The sequence below is a fragment of the Gordonia hydrophobica NBRC 16057 genome (genome assembly GCF_001592365.1).
GTDB lineage: Bacteria > Actinomycetota > Actinomycetes > Mycobacteriales > Mycobacteriaceae > Gordonia > Gordonia hydrophobica.
In genome coordinates this window covers 87,487-105,350 of the sequence record NZ_BCWU01000005.1, presented here as the reverse complement: position 1 = coordinate 105,350, position 17,864 = coordinate 87,487, and the positions used below count along the sequence as shown (strand labels likewise).

Below are 17,864 nucleotides of genomic sequence, written 5' to 3'. Positions count from 1 at the left end.
ATCAGGTTCCGCCGATGTCTGCGGTCAACCGGCCTCAGATCAGACGTGCGGTGACCGCGTCCGGCAGATGACGCAGGGCCCACGAGATGGGCGTCCACGGCCACGACGGGACAGCCGCGCGGGTCGGCTCGGCTTCGATCGCCGCGATCATCGCGGCCACACCGGTGGCGGTATCGGTCAGCAGCGAGGTGCGAACGCCCTTGTTGATGTCGGTCTCGATGTAGCCGGGGAGCAGCACGGTGACCTTGATCGGGCTGCCCGTCAACTCCGCCTGCAGTCCCTGGCCCAGCGCCGACAGGCCCGCCTTCGACGCCGAGTACGCCGCCTGCGCCTTCGGCAACCCGCGCACCGCGCTCATCGAGCTGACCAGCACCAGGTGTCCGTGGTTCTGCTCGCGGAAGATCGCCATCGCCGCCTCGATCTGGGCGAGCGCGCCGACGAGGTTCGTCTGGACGGTCTCAATGTTGGCTGCTGCCTTCCCGGTCCCGATGGGCGCGCCCTTGCCGAGTCCGGCGTTGACGATCACTCGGTCCACTCCTCCGAGCTCGTCGGCGAGTTCGGCGAAGGCGACCGGTACGGCATCCACATCGGTGACGTCGAGCTGGGCGACGGCGACGCGCCGAGCCTGCGGAGTCAATTCTGCGGCGAGCGACTCCAGTCGCTCGATCCGTCGGGCCGCGAGGCCGAGACTGCGTCCGCGGCGGGCGAACTCCCGCGCCATGCCTTCGCCGAGCCCGGAGCTCGCTCCCGTGATGATGATCTTCTCGCGCGTCATGGTCCAGCATCTTACCGACGAGTCAGTATCGGGTCGAAATTCAATCGTGACCGCAGAACGCTGGTCACGCCCCAGCGATCATGATTTCCTTTTATAATTTGAGTCACTTCTGCCACATGCGCATCGTCGGCGAATGCGACATCACTCCCTGGGAGACCAACAGCACCCTGACCCGCTTCGGGATCTCCGGGACCGACATCGGCGCCGCGTGGGACAACGGCACCGGGCAAACCCTCATGGCGTTCGGCGACACCTTCGGCAACTGTGCCGACGCCGGCCACCAGTGGCGCCACAACGTGCTGCTCCGGACCGACGACACCGATCTGTCCGACGGCCTCAGCATCGCCGACGGCGTGCCGGGCGACATCACGTCGGGCGCCTCGGTGGCCGCCGACCAGCCGCGCCTCGCACGCCAGATGATCGGCGCCATCGGCTGGGACAGCGTGGAGGTCACCACCATTCCGACCACCGGCGTCGAAATCGGCGGCAAGCAGTACCTGAACTACATGTCGGTGCGGAAATGGGGCGCCCCGGGTCAGTGGGACACCAATTTTTCGGCGATCGCCGTCTCCGACGACAACGGTCAGACCTGGGTCACCGACCCCGGCACCCTGCGCATCAACGTCGGCGCCACCATCCCGACACCGGGCGATGCCCCGACGATCAACGCGAACAACGCCAAGTTCCAGCAGGCCGCGTATGTGAAGGGCCACGGCGACGACGACGGCTGGATCTATCAGTTCGGCACCCCCAACGGCCGCTCCGGCGCCGCCTATCTCGCCCGCTTCCGCCCGGCCGACGTCCTCGACCTCGACCGGTACCAGTATTGGACGGGCACGGACTGGGCCACGTCGATCGATGCGCTGGCGACGGCGTCGCACGCCTGGGTCGTCGGAGCCCCGGTCAGCGAACTGTCGGTCGCCTGGAGCGAACGGTTGCGGAAGTACGTGATGCTGCAGAGTCCCCCGCTCGGCCTGCAGATGCGGACCGCCGATCATCCCGAAGGACCGTGGAGCTCGCCGACCACGCTGGTCCGTCCGACGTACGGCATCTACGCCCCGATGATGCTCCCGCAGTCGCCCGCACTCCTCGGAACCGGCCGCGAACTGTACTTCCACGGCAGCCTCTGGAACGACTACAACGTCGTCCTGATGCGAACCACGCTGAGATAACGATCGGCCAGGTCACTTCTCTTTACTGAGTGTGACCTGATACCAAGGTAAGGACGCGCCCCCGAGATACCGGATCGAGAGCCCATGCATCTGACTGTTCGACGACTGACCTCCCTCCTCGCCGCTACCGTGGTGTCGGCAGGCCTCATCAGCGCAGTCCCGGGCGCACCGGGAGTCGCCGACGCCAGATCGTGCAGCAACAGCGGCACGGGCGTGCCGATCCCGATCATCAACAAACTGTTCCCCCGCGGCGGTTCTCCGATCGGTCCGCAGAAACAGATGCCCGCGTACGACCACGGCGGCACCAAGACCATCGGGTGGGTCACCGGGCCCAAGAGCCGCAACCACACCTTCGGCCGCTTCGGCATCTCCGGGACCGACGTCGGCGTCGCCTGGGACAACGGGCGCGGGCAGACACTGATGGCATTCGGCGACACCTTCGGCAACTGCCTGACACCTGATCAGCAGTGGCGCAACAATGTCCTGTTGCGGTCGAACGACCGCAACCTGGCCGATGGGCTGAGTCTCAGCGGGCGGGGCTACGCGCGCGAGATGTTCAACGCCATCGGCGTCGACGGCGTCGAGAAGACCGCCATTCCGACCGCGGGCATCTCGCTCGGCGGCAAGCAGTACGTCAATTACATGTCCGTCCGCGCGTGGGGCCCGCCGAGCCGCTGGTACACCAACTACTCGGCGATCGCGGTCTCGAACAACAACGGCCACAGCTGGTACACGCCGCCGAACACAATCCGCGTGAACGCGGGCATCACCATTCCGGTGCCCGCCGACTGGCCGTCGTTCCAGGCGGGTGACGCCAAGTTCCAGCAGAGCGCCTACGCCAAGGGCGGTGGCGCCGAGAGCGGGTGGGTCTACCAGTACGGCACTCCGAACGGTCGTTTCGGGGCCGCGTACGTCGCGCGATTCCGTCCCGGCGACATCCTGAACCGCAGCCGGTACCAGTACTGGAACGGCCGTGCCTGGGTCGGGAACCCCGATGCGGCCCGCGCGATCGTGCGCGGCCCGGTCACCGAGCTGTCGGTCTCGTGGAGCCCGTACCTGAACCGTTACGTGATGCTCGACAGCCCGCGCGGCGTGCTGCTGCGGACCGCGGCGCACCCGCAGGGTCCGTGGAGCCCGGCACGTCGGGTCGCGCCGGCGAGCTTGGAGTTGTACGCGCCGATGATGCTCCCCGACTCGCCCGCACTGCGCGGCACCGGCCCGGAGCTGTACTTCAACGCCAGTCGGTGGGAGGACTACAACGTGCTGCTGGTCCGCACCACCATCCGTCGCTGACCGGCTACTTGAGCAGCCGCGACATTCGGCGGTCGGCGAGGATCTTGCCGCCGGTCTGACAGGTCGGACAGTACTGGAACGAGCGGTCGGCGAACGACACCTCGCGGACCACGTCGCCGCACACCGGGCACGGCAGACCGGTCCGCGCGTGTACGCGCAGGCCGGTCCGCTTCTCCGATTTGAGGCGCGCCACCTCCTGCCCCTCCAGTCGGGTCACCGCGTCGAGCAACACCGATCGGGTCGCGTCGTACAGCGCGGTGATCTGCTCGCCACTGAGATTCTTCGACGTCGCGAACGGCGACAACCGCGCCACGTGGAGGATCTCGTCGGAGTACGCGTTGCCGACGCCCGCGATCACGCGTTGATCGGTCAGCAGGTTCTTGACGCGCGCGGCGCTGCCCGCGAGGATCTCGGCGAGCCGGTCGCGGCTCAGGCTCAGCACGTCGGGACCGAGAGTGGCGATGCGCTCGACGTCGTCGGTGTCGCGAACGATCCACGCGGCGAGCCGCTTCTGCGTGCCCGCCTCGGTGACGTCGAACCCTTCGCCCGGCAGTCCGCAGTGCACGCGCAGAGCGATCGGTCCTTTTCCGCCGGGCTTGGGTGGAGTCTGTGACAGCGCATCACTCCACCGCACCCACCCGGCGCGGGAGAGATGGATGACGAGGTCCATCTCCGGGTCGCCGCCGTCGGCCCCGGGGACGGTGCGGATGATCAGGTATTTGCCGATCCGGTCCACCGCCGACACGGTCCGCCCGGCGAGCGCGGTATAGGCGGGGTCGGCGGTCTTGAGCACGGCGAGGGAGGCGACGTCGACCCGCCGGATGGGCAGGCCCGCCGCGCGTGAGTCGAGGAACGTGGCGATGGCGGTGACTTCGGGGAGTTCCGGCATGTCCTCAGTGTCCTCCAGTCGAGGGCGTTCGTGTGGGCAGTCGGTGAGGTGCTGCGCCGCGACGGTCGGGTCGACGACGTCGCGGGTCGGCGATGTGATGAAGTTGAGGGATGGCCCATTCTTCTGCTGCGATGTCCGATGCCGACCTGGCCGCAGCCATCGCAGAGGGAGCCGGGCAGATCCTCGTCGGCATCCGGCACCGCGAACTGCTCACCGGTCATCTGGTCGGCGATGTCGGCGATGCAATGGCGCAGGCCTGGATCTCCACGGTCCTGCGACGCCACCGCCCACACGACGCCGTGCTCTCCGAGGAGGCCGAGGACGTCGGTGATCGCGCGACCGCCGAGCGGGTCTGGATCATCGATCCGCTCGACGGGACCAGCGAGTTCGCGATGGGCACCGCGGACTGGGCGGTCCACGTCGCGCTCACGATCAACGGGGCGCCGGACATCGCCGCGGTCTCGTTGCCGGCACACCGGGAGATCTTCCGCAGCGACGAGGTCCCGGTGGTCGACGGTCCGTTGACGCATCGCCTCGCGGTCTCTCGCTTCGGCCACTCGTATCATTCGGCCGCGGTGGCCGACCGCCTCGGCCTCGACACGGTCCGCATCGGATCGGCGGGCGCCAAGGCGATGGCGGTGGTGCGCGGCGATGCCGACGCGTATGTGCATTCCGGCGGACAGTACGAGTGGGACAACTGCGCGCCGGTCGGCGTCGCCCTCGCGGCGGGTCTGCACTGTTCGCGCCTCGACGGCAGCCCGATCGTCTACAACACCCCGCACGCGTACATGCCGGACTTCATCATCTGTCGCCAGGAGATCGCCGGGGCAATCCTCGACGCCGTCGCGTCCCCGTGGTGATCACGGAAGAGAATTGTGTCGTCGTATCGGTCGTAGCGACCAATGCGACGACACAATCCCGCCGTCAGCGAGTGATCTTCTTCAAACCGTGAATTCGGGCCGTCAGGTCCAGAACCACCTGCCGCGGAACCAGCCTGCGCAGCGTGAAAACGACGGGCGCGCGGTTGCCGCGGGCGTACAGCGGCTTCGGGTTCTCTGCCAGTGCGGCCTCGACGACGGTCTTGGCCATGTCGGTCGCCGAGATCCCCTTGGCCTCGTTCTTGCGGGTGGCCGCGGCGAGGGTCTCGTATTCTTCGCGGTACACCGAGTCGGGCTTGATGTGAATGGTGCGACGATCGCCGATTCCGGTGGCGATGGTGCCGGGTTCCACCGTCGTCACGCGGACGCCGTACGGTGCCACCTCGCGCCGCAGGGCCATCGCGTAGCCTTTCAGCGCCGACTTGGTGGCTGCGTAATTGGTGCGGAACGCGACCGGGAAGCTCGAGAGCATGGACCCGACCATGACGATGGTGCCGGCCCGTCGGTGGCGCATGCGCGGCAGGACCGCCTTGGTCAGTGCGACCGGACCGAAGACGTTCACCTGGAACAGGTGCTCGACGGCGTCCATCGGTGTGTCCTCGAACGCGCCTGCCGCGCTCTCACCCGCATTGTTGATGAGGATGTCGAGGTCGCCGACCGCCTCCGCGCAGGCTTTCGCCGAGGCGTAGTCGGCGTTGTCGAGGCGCACATACGTGACGCCCGGGATCGGGTTCTTCACGGTGTCGGGGTTGCGGCTGGTGCCGTACACCTTGTGGCCGAGAGCCACGAACTGCCGCGCCACGGCTTCGCCGATTCCACTGCTTGCCCCGGTGACCAGTACAGTCCGCTGTCCGGTGATCGATTTGGTCATGCACCTACGGTAGTCGACACCCGCGTTCATCCCGGCCGATGGCGATCGCGACGACTGCTCCCGCGATGACCGTGGCCTCGGCCTGCCATGGAACGATATGGACCGATAGCAGTAGACATCGCGGTCGGCAGTCAAAAGTTCAGGTGCGGCAACATCTCGCTGAGAGGTGAATCATGACGGAAGTACCTCCCGGCGACGTGTGGGGCGGTGAGGGAGACACGCGGCCCCACTGGATCGGTGCACATCAGCTCGCACAATGGCAGGCTCTGGCCCGCACCACCGATACACGGACGAAGATCCGGCGGTCAGCGAAGCTCATGAACATCGGCACCGTCCTTCTCGCCGGTGGATTATGTCTCTACCTGATCGCGATCCCGGTCGCCATCGGTCTCCTCATCTGGTTCTGGATCGCTAGGATCGACCATTATGAGATCTTCTTCGGCGCCATTGCCATCGTTGGCGTGGCCGGGATCGGCGGCCTGTTGAAGGCCATCGCCGGCAGCCGCCTCCGCAGAGCGATCTTCGCGGACGGATACCATTCCGCGGGCGTCGTCGACGAGATCACGTCCCGAGAGGGCAGAGATGACAACGGCAGTGCAGAGGACCGGTACACGCTCGTCGTGGCGGCCGAGATCGGTGACGGGCACGCGATTCGACGGCACATCTATTGGGGCGCTGACGCGAGGGTCTCCGAGGACGCCTGGCTCGGCCGTTCGATCCGCTTTCGTCACAACACTCTCGACCCCGACGACCTCACCGACGCACACTTCGAAGGGTGGAGCGACGAGGCAGAAAGGACGCACCCATGACCGATGGGTCCGGCACCTTCGTCACGGCGTGGGCGGCGATGAAGGGGCGCTTCCTCAGCGTCGTCTTCCTGCTCGTGTCGACCGTCCTGGGCGTCACCGGCTGCAGTCTCTTCTCGGACCGGGTGACGGACTGCGAGATGAGCGCCACGCCGGTCACCTGTCAGCGTGACGAGCGGTTCGACCTGGCGGGAACTCGGATCGTGGTCGACGAGCTTGCGACCATCACCAAGGCCGGCGACGGCCAGGACCAGGCCCGCGTCGAAGCACAGATCACTCTCGACGGCGAGCCGACGAGAGGACTGCACGCACAACTGCACGTCGTGGAGCCGCTGACCGACGACGACCTCGTCATCGACCCGGACAAGGCGATGACTGCCGGCAGGCAGACCATCGCTTGGGACTTCAGCAACCATGGCTACGCACCACGTATGCAGTTCGATCAGCTGCCGCCGAACATCTTCCTCGTCTTCACCGACGGGGACACCGAAGTCACCGTCAACGTGCAGACCGTCGAATACTCCTGAACTGACAGCAACGAGAACGTCGGTCATGACCGAGCGCACGTGCACTGAGCGGGACGCGAGGTGTTGCCCGGTGCGGACACCGCCTCACGTACACTTTCTCCGTCGGCGACTCGATCCCCATCCACACCGCCGACACGACTGGCCCGGCGACCGATCACGATCGTCCGCCCAACCCCAGCCAGTCCCAGCTCTCGTGGGACTGGATGAAGTTCACGTCGGTTGAGGTCCGGGGATCGCGACGCTGGCCGTCGTAACCCGGATCGAGCCAATTCGTAACGTAACTCGCCCGCCCCTCCGCCGGAGGGGCACTGCAAATCGACGCTGGTAGCAACATCGGCACGATCGCAGCCTGTCGCTGGCCCAGTGTCCCTGCCTCCTCAGACACCAACCAATCCGACCGCTTTCGGCAGCAGAACCAGCGATGCGACCAGACAGAGTGCGACGCCGAAGCAGGCACAGGCGACAAGTCTGGGGCGCGGTGAACCGCTGGACCGAATGATGAGGACGGAAGCAATCGCAAATGCCAGGACGCCGCCGGTCCACATTGCGATTGCGAGTACTGCCAGGATTGAGCCCAAGAGGGTGTCTATTTGTGTCATGGCGACAGGATTGCATCCGGGTTTCCCACCACCATCGTGCTGCGGGAGGTCTCATTTGGCGTCAGATGACCTGGTGGCGACACCCTGCGATTACTGGTTCGGCCCACCACGCCCCAGCGCACCGGTTCACACTCCTGCTGCTGGCCTTCGAAATCCGAGGCTTTGTTCAATGTCAGCGACGCGATGCGCCGATTCGTCACCTTTACGCGCAGTCCAACAGATACTGATGTGCCGTCGACGGCAGAAGTCCGCCATCCCGACACCGAGCAGGCGTTCGGTCTTCGCGAGATTCGCCGGTGACGGCAGGGACTGGAGCCGTTCGCCGGTGACGCCCATCTGGACCCAGTCCTTGTGATACCAGTACATGGTCTTGTCCGCGTCCTCAATGTCGAGGCGAGGGTAGCGGGCAGCATGCTCCGGCCGACACTCGTGTGAGTCTTCGACGTAGCGCTCCGGAATCAGTCCATTGAGCTTTGCAAAGAAAGTCCTTCGGCTTCCACGGTCCATCGCCACCTGACTCGATGCCGAGAAGGTCCCGCATCGGGAAGTACTGATCGTCAAGGATGATTGGCACCCGGTAGCCTGGACGCACCTCAATCAGCACCGGGTTGAACAACTTGTACGAGAAAACCAGCTCAAACGGCTTGGAGTCAGTGTAGAAGTCGACGCCAATCGCCCTGCCCTTACTCTGGATGGTGAAGTGCGCCCTCCGCGCACCGCAAGCAAGCATCGATCGGTGGAAGTCAGCAAGGGCAGGCAATGCCATCGTCGGAGTCATGTTGCCACCCCTACCACGACCGTATGACAACAGCGGCGGTAGGAGCGAGCGGCCGACCCCCAGTACAAGCCGTTACCGCACTCTCGCGACACCAGTCCGGCAGACCAGCACAGGAGTCGTGTGCGTTGAGGAGCTGTGCCCGCCTATACAGCGCGGAGTCGCTTGGGCGCAGGCAAGAGAGTGTTATCCCTCGCGGAGGCATACCCAACGATCGCAGCAATGTCTTTATCGCCGTGTCCCCGCGATTCGAGGGCAAGTCGTAGATGCTCACGAAGTCTGGGAACCTCCGGTGGTATCCGGTCGGAGCCGGGCTCGTCAATCCGGTAGCCCTTCGCACTGAGCATCTTGAACAAACGCGTTCGCTCGGCATCGGTGATCGTTCCCAGCGAGCGAGCACGTTGAATAAGCGCTGCGATCGATACTCCCCACTCTTGCTTCAAGTCAATCAGTCGTCCGAGCGTCGGTTTAGTGAGGCTCGTACGGATCATCTCCGTCGGCATAAGAAACGCTGCGGCGAATGCGTCCGCGTCAGCCTCGACGTCGCCGTCAACATACTCGTTGTGCAGTACGAGGTGACCAAGCTCGTGCGCGAGGGTCCACCGTTGACGGTCAGTCGGCATAGCGGAATTGATCAGCATGACAGGATGGTCGTCGATCCACTGGGAGAGCCCGTCTAGGCGAGATGTTCCGAAGTCCTCAGTGATGACTAGGCATCCGGCTGCTTCGAGCCACGCGACTAGAGATCGAACTGGTCCAACCGGCAAGCGCCACTGCATACGCACCATTCGGGCCGCCGCTTCAGGGTCTTCACCGTCGAAATGCGGGACAATCTGTTCGGCTTGCAAGGACACTTCCTCGAAGAGTCGACTGGCGTGCAGTCGATACTCATTGAGGCGTGCCTCGTATTGACGCCACACGCCAGCCTTGGCAGTCGCCCGTCGACGCATATGCACGTCTACGGCCAGTGCAGCTTTACGTCGCTGACCGTGTTCAAGGAACTCCTTGGACACTTTGAAGGCCGCCGCAAGCGAGCGGAGGGCAGCGTCGTCAGGCTCGCGTAGGCCATGCTCGTAGCGAGAGATCGTCACCTGTCGGACTCCGGACCGAGCTGCCAGCTCGGTCTGTGTCCATCCCCGTGCAATCCGGAGAGTCTCGATCAGGCCGCCGAGGCGACTCATTGTCGGCCAGCTGCCCCACCGATGCCATTGTCGTCTTCGTTGGTGACGACATCAGGCAGGGTTGGCAGTGTGGGATCGACCGGCGTCAGCGGTGTTGCCGCGACGCCACTTGTTGGTTCGATGAGGGCTTCCAGCCAAATCACGTTGTCGCGCGAGTCTCGAAGGGTGATCACGGGCTGGAGGATCGCGCGCTCCTCGCGGTCCCAGGTGTAGCCGCCGAGAAGTCGAACCTCTTCCATTCCATCGATAAAGAGTTCTTGCTCCATGAACTCCAGTGCGCCTTGCGTCGGATAGGTCGCGACTGCGCCGTCCTCACTGTGTCGCTTAGCACGGAAGTGGTAGCGCGTGCCGACACGGAAGTGTCGTTCGGGTTCGTCGTTGTCGAAGAAACAATCGTCGAGGTGCTCCAGCTGCCGTTGCAGGTGCGCCCAAAGGCGGTCGTGAATCCAATTGGCCAAGCCCCTTTCGGAGTGCTCAGCTACCCACGTCGGATGCTGCTCGCGGTAGGTCGTGAAGTCCGTCCGGGTGTCGCGAACCGCAACGGCAATACCGTCAACAACCTTGCTGCCGAGGTCAGCGAGAACCGCCTCAGATTCATACGCGGATTTCATACCGGAAAATATACCAGATGATGTTTGACCAGTGGGTTCACGGAAGAATCTATGGACCGGGATCGCAACCACCCCAGCGAACACACAGTGTGTGACGTGCCGCGACGGTCCTACGATAGTCCATGGATAGCTAGCGGATCGCTCCCCATGGAGGCAAGGTCCCTTCGCGCAGTTCTTCAGGCTCGTACAGCCGCCAACCGCCGGTCGATCGCACGTGCCACCTCTACGAGTCACGGCACGATGGCGTAGTACTGAACGGCCGAGGCGCTGGGCCGGTGTCCGGCTGCGGTGACCATCAGACCCGATCCGGTGCGGTAGGTGCGCGTGACGGCGCGGCCGCCACGAGGTCCGGAGGTGATGGGGATGCGAATCTGGTCGACGCCCATGTCATGCTCGGGCACACCCTGGCCCGCAACGCCTATGCACGCATGCTCTGGCAACGCGAACGATCCACCGCAACAGACCCACCAACCGCCGCATAGCGACACACACCACCCACTTACGGAGGCATCACACCAGGCCAACCGCCGACACCACCTGACCTCGCGGCCCACGGGACGCGAGGTGTTGCCCGTTGCGTACACCACCTCACGTACACTTTCCCCGTCGGCGACTCGATCCCCATCCACACCGCCGACACGACTGGCCCGGCGACCGATCACGATCGTCCGCCCAACCCCAGCCAGTCCCAGCTCTCGTAGCTCAGGGGATAGAGCACCGCTCTCCTAAAGCGGGTGTCGCAGGTTCGAATCCTGCCGGGAGCACAGTGAATTGAACGGCGCCGCCGCGCCGTCGAGCACCGTTTGGGGCGGTCCTGCGCACGGCGTCGCACCGGGTGGCTAGAGTTTTGGGCGAACCACTCGCCCGCGCGATTCAGCCAGGAGGACTCGCCAGTGATGACGACGCGACGACGCGCCCTCATGTTCGGACTCACCGCCGGGATCGCGGCGGTTCTGTCCGCGCCCGGGATCGCACACGCCGGCGACATCGACATCGTCGCCGAGGGGTCCTCCGGCGGCGTCTCCGCGTGGTGGTGGATGCTGCTGTTGCTGCTGCCGGTGGCCGTCCTGATCCTCGCGACGGTGCGTGGTCGCGGCGAGTACGACTTCACCACCTACACGCCGGCGACCGGACCGGGATTCCCGGCCGTGAGTTCTGAGCGCTCCGCGCGATTGGCCGCTCTCGCGTCCGGGCGGGCGTCCAGCGCCGCCGAGGCGATCGCCCACGCGGAGGCACTCGCCGAGGCCGCCGCGCGTCCGGTACGCCCCGGTGCACGGGTTCCCTCCGAAGGCGGTGCGGTCCCGCTGCCGATCGGCGCCTCGCGTCCGCTGCTCGAGGACGGGATGCGCGCCCCCGACGGCTACGAGATCAAGGCCGTCGTCGAGAGCGGCCGATACCATCGCCCGACCGATGCCGACTACGCGGCCGTCAAGCCCGACCTCTGGTTCGCGACCGCACCGACGGCTGAGTCCGCAGGATTCACGGCCGTCGGCTGAACGGTCGACTGATGGCGCGATCGTGTCACGCCGCGAACCTACGATGAGCTCGTGACACGAACCTTCCTCGCCGAATCGCGAGTCGCTCCCGACGGCGGCCTGGGACTCGCACTGGCACCGGCCCTCACGCCGACCGGGGTCACCGCCTCACCCAGCTTCTTCCACGGGTTCGCCGTCCACCCGGCCACCCTCGCGCAAGGACTGCTGGTCTTGGCCGACGTCACGGCGACCCGCTACTTCCAGTACACGCCCACAAGTCTGCGCGACCCCGTCCTCAGCGCACAGGGCGACCGTCTCCGCGCCGAGTGCTTCTCCGCATGCAACGGCGTCTACGCCCGCCTCGATCTCCTAGGATCCGGGCTCGACGGCGGCGACATCGGTTTCGGCACCACCAATGTCGACATCAACCCGGCCATGCGGTCCGCGTTGACGAAGATCCGCCGCACCGAGCTGCTGCACATGAACGTCGGAGACGACGGACTCACGGTCTCGACGCTCGATCGCACCGAATCCGAGCACCCGGTGCAGATGCCCGACCGCTGGGTGCGGGCGCTCGGGAACGTCGCGCACATGCATCGCCCGGCGACGGCCGCGTTCACCCTGGATCGTCGACAGACCCGTGCCTTCCTCGGCACCCTGCCGCACGCCACCTCGGCCGGTCGCACCGGCTGGCTGGTGCCCGACCGTACCGGGGCGCGCCTGTCATCGCGCCCGACAGCGGGCGGCGTCTACGTCGACGGACTGCAGCGGCTGTCCGCATTGAAACGCCTCCTGATCCACGCGAACGGGCTCACCGCCTACGCGCTCGGCTCCGGCGAGGCGCCGTCGGTGTTCGAGGTCGACCTCCCCGGCGCCCGACTCACCCTCGGGCTCACCGAACAAGCGTGGCGCGGTTTCTCCGGCGAAGGCAGCCTGCTGGGATCGCTGGCCCGACCGGAGGTGCTCGACGACGCCGACCTGGTCTGCGCGCTCCTGAGCTTCGAGCCGCGCATCGACATCCCGAGACTCGCCGCCGACAGCGGACTGACCGCCCGGCGCGTGACGGACGCGCTCGCCGTCCTCGCCGTCTCCGGACGCGTCGGATGGGACGCGCACGACGAGAGCTGGTTCCACCGCGAACTCCCCCACGACCCGTCGCGCGTCGACAAGGACAATCCGCGTCTCGTCGGCGCCCGTACGATCGCCCGGTCGGGGTCCATCACCGCGCGCGACGACGCGTACCTGGTCGGCGGCGCCTCCGGCAGCCAGTATCGGGTGCAACTGGGCCCCGACGACGGCATCGACGACAGCCGCTGCACGTGTCCCTGGTACCTCCGGCACGGCACCGGACGCGGCCCTTGCAAACACGTCCTCGCCGTCTACCTCTCGCGGGGCGGCGTCACCACCGAAGGCCACGATGACTGACGCATCCCCGACTGGAACCCTCCCGCCCGCACGGCAGCGCGCGATCGACATCTACCACGATCTCGGCTGGCACGACCTCCCGCTCGAGCGCCTCGCCGCCGCCGACATCGGCACCCCGGAGCAGCGCCGCGAGGCCCGCGCGGGTCTGGGCAAGGGTGAGTGGGGTTCGTTCGGTGAACACGCGCGCGGCTCGTGGAGCTGGCAATGGAACCTCGGAGACACCGACCCCGGCCGTCTCGCTCTCTTCGCGATCGCGATCGGCGTCGACGCCCGCCGCGCACTGGCCGTCCTGTCTTGGGAGGTGGATCCGGTGATCGCCGCGCGACTGATCGCCGACCGCGGACCGGCGTTCACCGCGCAGTTCGTCACCGCCGCGTGCGTGAGCTCTCGGCGCGGCTCCACGCACGGCCCGACCGCCTACGGCTCCATCGCGATCCGCGCCGCCGACCTGGCGGACATCCCGGTGCCCGACAGCGTGGAGTATCTGAAGGACTGGGCGGTGTTCTCCGACGCCGTGCTGTGCGACTCGCACAGCGAGATCTGGACTCATATCCGTGTGCCCGACGCCGATGCCCTCACCCGCCGATTCTCCGCGCACGCGATCGCCGCGGCGCACGCGGGCGTCGCGCTGACCGGCCCGTTCCGCGCCGTCCTCGCGGCAGGCGTCGCGCGCGGTCTGCTCGATCGCGACGATGCGATCGACCTCGCCTTCGACGGCCTCGACACCGCTCAGCGTCCCGGAGACAAGTCCGGCTGGTTGGAGTTCCTGACGGTCGATCTACAGGTCGACGACAGCGAGTTCGTCGGCCGCACCGAGCAACTCGTCCCGGTCCTCGCCGCGGGCGTCTCCCCGGTCACCGCGACCATCGCGCCGATGCTGATCGCGACCTGCGACGACGACATCCTGCCCGACATCGTCACGACGGCACTGTCGGCGACGCCCACCAAGACCCGCAAGGCGATCATCACCGCACTGACCGCCCGCCCACGACCGTCCGATGCGGTGACCGACGAGGTCCTCGCCGCCGTCGAGACCGTCGCCGACGTCCGCGGACTCGCCACTGCGCTGACGAAGCTGACGCAGGCGTGGGCGGTGAGCGTGGCGTCACCGGTGTCGGCGCGCGTCGAGCTCATCGACTGGATTCCGACGCCCGCGGTGTGGGAGGTGCCGCGGTTCGACGCCGGGCCCGTCACCCTCGACGCCCTGGTCGACACCGCTCGCGAACTGTACGCACGCCGCGACGATGCCACGGTCGACGTGACCGTCGAACGGTTCCTGGCCCTCACCGCGGCTCTCTCGCACACCGACCTCGACGGCGTCCGCAGCGTGCTGAGCGGGGTCGACGACTCGGTCGGCGCCGGCCTGCGGCACGTCGCTGCCCCCTGCGACTGCGGCGACCCCTCCTGCCGGGACGACGCTGCGACGTCGCTGGGGTCGGCACGCGAACGGTCGCTGTTCGCCCGCCTCGGGGAGATCCCGGTCCTGCTCTCCACCCCGTCGTGGGTGGATCTGCGCATCCATCCGGCGGACCTGCTCGCCGGCCTGCGCGCGTACGAGGCCGCGGGCCGTGCGGTCGCCGAGAGTGATCTGCTGCTCGCCCTCACGCGCACCGACACCGCGCTGCTCGACGCCATAACGCTCGCTGCGATCGACGCCGTCGACGTGACGGTCGACCGGTACCGCCGCGGCCCCACGCACGCTGGAAAACTCGCCGCGGCGGCACTGCGCGAGCCGCTCCGCGAACCGGCGCCCGATCCGGAGAACCGCCGCGGACTCACCACGCCCGGCAGTCTGACGAAGACGCGATGGCTCACGACGTTCGACGTCGAGATCGCCCGCACCTGGTACGGCGATCAGAACCTCACGACCTTCCCCACCTGGATCGACCACCACGACGGCTACGTGAGCAGCACGGTCGACGTCGCACAGCGGGTCCGCCGCAGCGTCCCGCTCTCCCCGACGTCCATCCGCGAACTGCTGACCGTCGACGAATCGAGCATCCGCGATTCCCCCGGTTACCTCACTGGTCTCGCCGCAGCCTTCGAGCGTGGCCTCCTCCGCCCGGGACCGATCGGCCTGTTCGGCGGCGCCTACGCGCCGAGCCGCCCGATGATCGCCCGACTGCTGGACCACCTCGCGCAGGCCGGGGCTCTCGCCTTCGTCTGGCCGATCGTCGACGAGATCCTCGCCGACGCCGCGCACGCACCCCGCATTCCCGCGGGCACCGCGGACATCGTCGCCCTCGCGAGCCGTCTGCTGCCGTCCGTGGAACGGGCCGTCGCCGCCGGCGCTGCACCGAAGGATTCTCTCGCCGTGCCGGGGCTGCGCGCCGTCGCCGCCCGCTCCGGCTCGTCGATCGCGGTCACCGACGCGCGTTCCCTGGTCGTCGGCCTCGGCGGCACGATTTCCGCTGCGCCCACACGACAGCCGGCGATCAAGACCGTCGCCGCACTCACCGACCGCCCGTTCCGTGAGATCTGGAACGAGAGGATCGGCGGCGCACCCACCATCGACGATGGTGCGACCATCACTGCTCGCTGGCGCGATCCCGCCGCGAAGACGCGCGCCATGGTCGTCACCCTCACGTATCCGGAACTGCCGGGCCGTGCATTCGATCTCGCGGGCACGTGGATCTACGCGCTCGAGCACGAGGGGCAGGACCAGGGCGTCGAGTACAGTGCTGCGTTCGATTCCGCGAGTGACGATCCCGAGCCCATGCCCGCGTGGCTCCACTGGGATGCGACGAACAAGCGCATCGCCGTCGAACGCCGCCGCGACGGGGTCGGTGACGTCGACGCACCGCCGCGCAGTCGGCACAGTTCCCGACTGCCCACGTCTCTGCTGGCGAAGCCGATCGCAGCGTTGTGCGACGAGAACGACGCCGGTCGTTACGAACTGCCCCGACTGATCGACCGAGGCGTCGCGAGCGCCGACACGGTCGCGCTCGTCACTCGCCAACTGATCCGCTGCGACGCGGTGAGTCCGGCCCGTCTCGTCCGCATCCTGGAGTTGGAACCGACGACGATGCCCGCGCTGTGGCCCCTGCTCACCGAGTCGATCGCGTATGCCGCGACACTCGACGCGGTGCCGCGCTGGCTGAACCGGGTGCTCGACGTCGCGCTCCAGTGCCGCCCCTACCTTGCCGAGGCCGTCGATCGACGACTCGCGCCGGAGTCCGCCGCCACCTGGCCCGGGATCGCCGACATCGCGGCCCGTCCCGGCACGTCGGCCGCCCTGACCAAGGCGCGACAGCTGGCGGAGCTCAGCCGAACAGCGCGGTGAACTTCTCGAGCGAGCGACCGATGTCGCCCTTGACCGCCAGCGCCGCCGCCTTGCCGACCGGGCCCATCAGCGGGAGACCGCCGAGATCGATCAGAAAGGTGACCTTGGAACCGTCGCCGTCGGGCTCGACGAGCAGCGTGATCTTCGCCTTGACTCCACCCTTGCCGCTGCCCTTGAGCACCACCTCGCGCGGACGGTCCAGCTTCTCGATCTCCCACGCGAAGCGGACCCGCGTGCCCTTCGCCTTGATCACCGACGAGATCGTGGTGCCCTTCTGCAACTCGTCGGAGGCGGGCAGCGGACTGCGCCAGCCGTCGTGCAGCACAAGCCACTCGTCGTAGCGGGACAGGTCGGCCGCGCGCTCGAAGGTATCCTCCGGAGGGAGCCCGACATGAATGGAGTCACTGGTCTTCGCCATGGCTATAGACACTAACCGGAACCGTTCGTCACAGACAGATGCAGGCTACGACGAACACCCTCCGGTTCTGGCCGACGCCCGTGCACTCCTGGGACGACGACTGGTGGGGCACGACGCCGCGCTGCTGATCACCGAGGTGGAGGCCTACAACGGGCCGGACGACCCCGCGTCGCACGCCTTCAAGCGCACCGCGAGATCGGCGATCATGTACGGCCCACCGAACCGGCTGTACGTCTATCAGATTCATACTCATCACTGCGCCAACATCGTGACCAGCCCGGAAGGGCAGGGCTCAGCGGTCTTGCTGCGCGCGGGAGTCGTCGTCGACGGGATCGAGACCGCCCGAACGCGACGCGGCGGCGTGGCCGATCACCTGCTCGCACGCGGCCCCGGGAATCTGGCACGAGCCCTCGGCATCACCAAGACCGACCTCGCGGCCGATCTCCTCACCGACGAGGGTGTGCACTTGGCACCGGGCGCGGGCGGCGTGGCCGCCGATCGGATCGTCGCCGGCCCCCGGGTCGGGGTGCGCCTGGCCGCCGACCGCCCGTGGCGGTTCTGGATCGACGGCGAACCGTCGGTCTCGGCGTACCGGCGCCACCCCAAGGCGTGAGCCGTGCCCGCGGGCACGGCTCACCACCTACTTCTGCTGATCGCCCTGCTGCTGGTCGTCGTCCTTCTTCTCAGCCTTCTGCGCACCGACGGCCTTGCGTGCCGCGTCCTGCGCCTTGTCGACCTGTGAGGCGTACTTGTTGCCGGTCGCCTTGTCGATCGCGTCGCCACCCTTCTCGATGAGGTCCGGGTTGGAGCGCAGCGCCTGCTTGGCCTTGTCAACGATTCCCTTGAGATCCATGGAAGCAGAATACTGCTATTTGCTCGTCACCGA

The 17,864-nt window shown here is 67.1% G+C and carries 18 protein-coding genes, 1 tRNA gene and 1 pseudogene; 10 read left to right on the top strand and 10 right to left on the bottom strand.

Annotation, left to right across the window (positions count from 1 at the left end; translation table 11 throughout):
* Positions 1-34: 34 nt before the first annotated feature.
* Entirely contained in the window at positions 35-775 is a 741-nt protein-coding gene (locus GH2_RS10160) for an SDR family oxidoreductase (protein ID WP_066166888.1), read from the bottom strand.
* Positions 776-891: 116 nt separating this feature from the next.
* Here GH2_RS10160 and GH2_RS10155 point away from each other — a divergent pair, with 116 nt between their 5' ends.
* Positions 892-1,947, top strand: a complete 1,056-nt coding sequence (locus tag GH2_RS10155) for a glycoside hydrolase family 183 protein (RefSeq protein ID WP_239588758.1) — start codon at positions 892-894, stop codon at positions 1,945-1,947.
* Positions 1,948-2,031: 84 nt separating this feature from the next.
* On the top strand, positions 2,032-3,240 hold the full coding sequence (locus tag GH2_RS10150; RefSeq protein WP_066166885.1) for a glycoside hydrolase family 183 protein: 1,209 nt from the start codon (positions 2,032-2,034) through the stop codon (positions 3,238-3,240).
* A 4-nt stretch (positions 3,241-3,244) separates the two neighbouring features.
* Here GH2_RS10150 and GH2_RS10145 read toward each other — a convergent pair whose 3' ends face one another.
* On the bottom strand, positions 3,245-4,129 hold the full coding sequence (locus GH2_RS10145; protein ID WP_066166882.1) for an Fpg/Nei family DNA glycosylase: 885 nt from the start codon (positions 4,127-4,129) through the stop codon (positions 3,245-3,247).
* Positions 4,130-4,239: 110 nt separating this feature from the next.
* On the opposite strand from GH2_RS10145, the gene GH2_RS10140 reads away from it, so the two are divergent.
* Positions 4,240-4,989, top strand: coding sequence for a 3'(2'),5'-bisphosphate nucleotidase CysQ (locus GH2_RS10140; protein ID WP_066166879.1), 750 nt, complete (start codon positions 4,240-4,242; stop codon positions 4,987-4,989).
* Positions 4,990-5,053: 64 nt separating this feature from the next.
* Here the strand turns inward: GH2_RS10140 and GH2_RS10135 are convergent, their stop codons facing one another.
* Entirely contained in the window at positions 5,054-5,878 is an 825-nt protein-coding gene (locus GH2_RS10135; RefSeq protein ID WP_066166876.1) for an SDR family oxidoreductase, read from the bottom strand.
* Between the two features lie 173 nt (positions 5,879-6,051).
* Here GH2_RS10135 and GH2_RS10130 point away from each other — a divergent pair, with 173 nt between their 5' ends.
* Positions 6,052-6,687: a hypothetical protein gene (locus GH2_RS10130; RefSeq protein ID WP_157086059.1), complete on the top strand. Its 636-nt coding sequence runs from the start codon at positions 6,052-6,054 to the stop codon at positions 6,685-6,687.
* Positions 6,684-7,211, top strand: a complete 528-nt coding sequence (locus tag GH2_RS10125; RefSeq protein WP_066166869.1) for a hypothetical protein — start codon at positions 6,684-6,686, stop codon at positions 7,209-7,211. The genes GH2_RS10130 and GH2_RS10125 overlap by 4 nt, the downstream gene beginning before the upstream one ends.
* A gap of 725 nt (positions 7,212-7,936) precedes the next feature.
* Here the strand turns inward: GH2_RS10125 and GH2_RS21605 are convergent.
* From GH2_RS21605 to GH2_RS21600, 5 genes and pseudogenes are all read right to left on the bottom strand, one after another.
* Complete coding sequence (locus GH2_RS21605; protein WP_157086058.1) at positions 7,937-8,317, bottom strand: DUF6037 family protein; 381 nt, start codon at positions 8,315-8,317, stop codon at positions 7,937-7,939.
* A gap of 58 nt (positions 8,318-8,375) precedes the next feature.
* Positions 8,376-8,540 (bottom strand): annotated as a pseudogene (locus GH2_RS22280) (hypothetical protein); the annotation flags it as partial.
* A 191-nt stretch (positions 8,541-8,731) separates the two neighbouring features.
* Positions 8,732-9,766, bottom strand: a complete 1,035-nt coding sequence (locus GH2_RS10120) for a helix-turn-helix domain-containing protein (RefSeq protein WP_066166865.1) — start codon at positions 9,764-9,766, stop codon at positions 8,732-8,734.
* Complete coding sequence (locus GH2_RS10115) at positions 9,763-10,377, bottom strand: hypothetical protein (RefSeq protein WP_066166862.1); 615 nt, start codon at positions 10,375-10,377, stop codon at positions 9,763-9,765. Before GH2_RS10115 ends, GH2_RS10120 begins: the two co-directional genes overlap by 4 nt.
* A gap of 230 nt (positions 10,378-10,607) precedes the next feature.
* Complete coding sequence (locus GH2_RS21600) at positions 10,608-10,778, bottom strand: hypothetical protein (protein WP_157086057.1); 171 nt, start codon at positions 10,776-10,778, stop codon at positions 10,608-10,610.
* 290 nt (positions 10,779-11,068) lie between these two features.
* Between GH2_RS21600 and GH2_RS10110 the strand changes: the two genes are divergently transcribed.
* From GH2_RS10110 to GH2_RS10095, 4 genes are all read left to right on the top strand, one after another.
* Positions 11,069-11,141, top strand: a tRNA-Arg gene (locus GH2_RS10110).
* 132 nt (positions 11,142-11,273) lie between these two features.
* Positions 11,274-11,873 (top strand): sunset domain-containing protein, encoded by a 600-nt coding sequence (locus GH2_RS10105; protein WP_174545337.1) that lies wholly within the window; start codon positions 11,274-11,276, stop codon positions 11,871-11,873.
* 51 nt (positions 11,874-11,924) lie between these two features.
* The gene (locus GH2_RS10100; RefSeq protein ID WP_066166859.1) at positions 11,925-13,277 is read left to right on the top strand and encodes an SWIM zinc finger family protein; all 1,353 of its coding nucleotides are present in this window, start codon (positions 11,925-11,927) and stop codon (positions 13,275-13,277) included.
* The gene (locus GH2_RS10095; RefSeq protein ID WP_066166854.1) at positions 13,270-16,560 is read left to right on the top strand and encodes a hypothetical protein; all 3,291 of its coding nucleotides are present in this window, start codon (positions 13,270-13,272) and stop codon (positions 16,558-16,560) included. Before GH2_RS10100 ends, GH2_RS10095 begins: the two co-directional genes overlap by 8 nt.
* Here GH2_RS10095 and GH2_RS10090 read toward each other — a convergent pair.
* Entirely contained in the window at positions 16,541-16,978 is a 438-nt protein-coding gene (locus GH2_RS10090; protein ID WP_066166851.1) for a type II toxin-antitoxin system Rv0910 family toxin, read from the bottom strand. The two genes, GH2_RS10095 and GH2_RS10090, sit on opposite strands and share 20 nt — an antisense overlap.
* On the opposite strand from GH2_RS10090, the gene GH2_RS10085 reads away from it, so the two are divergent.
* A complete protein-coding gene (locus GH2_RS10085; protein ID WP_084247422.1) occupies positions 16,956-17,591 on the top strand; it encodes a DNA-3-methyladenine glycosylase in 636 nt (211 codons plus the stop codon). The genes GH2_RS10090 and GH2_RS10085 overlap by 23 nt on opposite strands.
* A 27-nt stretch (positions 17,592-17,618) precedes the next feature.
* On the opposite strand, the gene GH2_RS10080 is transcribed toward GH2_RS10085, so the two are convergent.
* Complete coding sequence (locus GH2_RS10080) at positions 17,619-17,831, bottom strand: antitoxin (protein ID WP_066166848.1); 213 nt, start codon at positions 17,829-17,831, stop codon at positions 17,619-17,621.
* Positions 17,832-17,864: the final 33 nt, after the last annotated feature.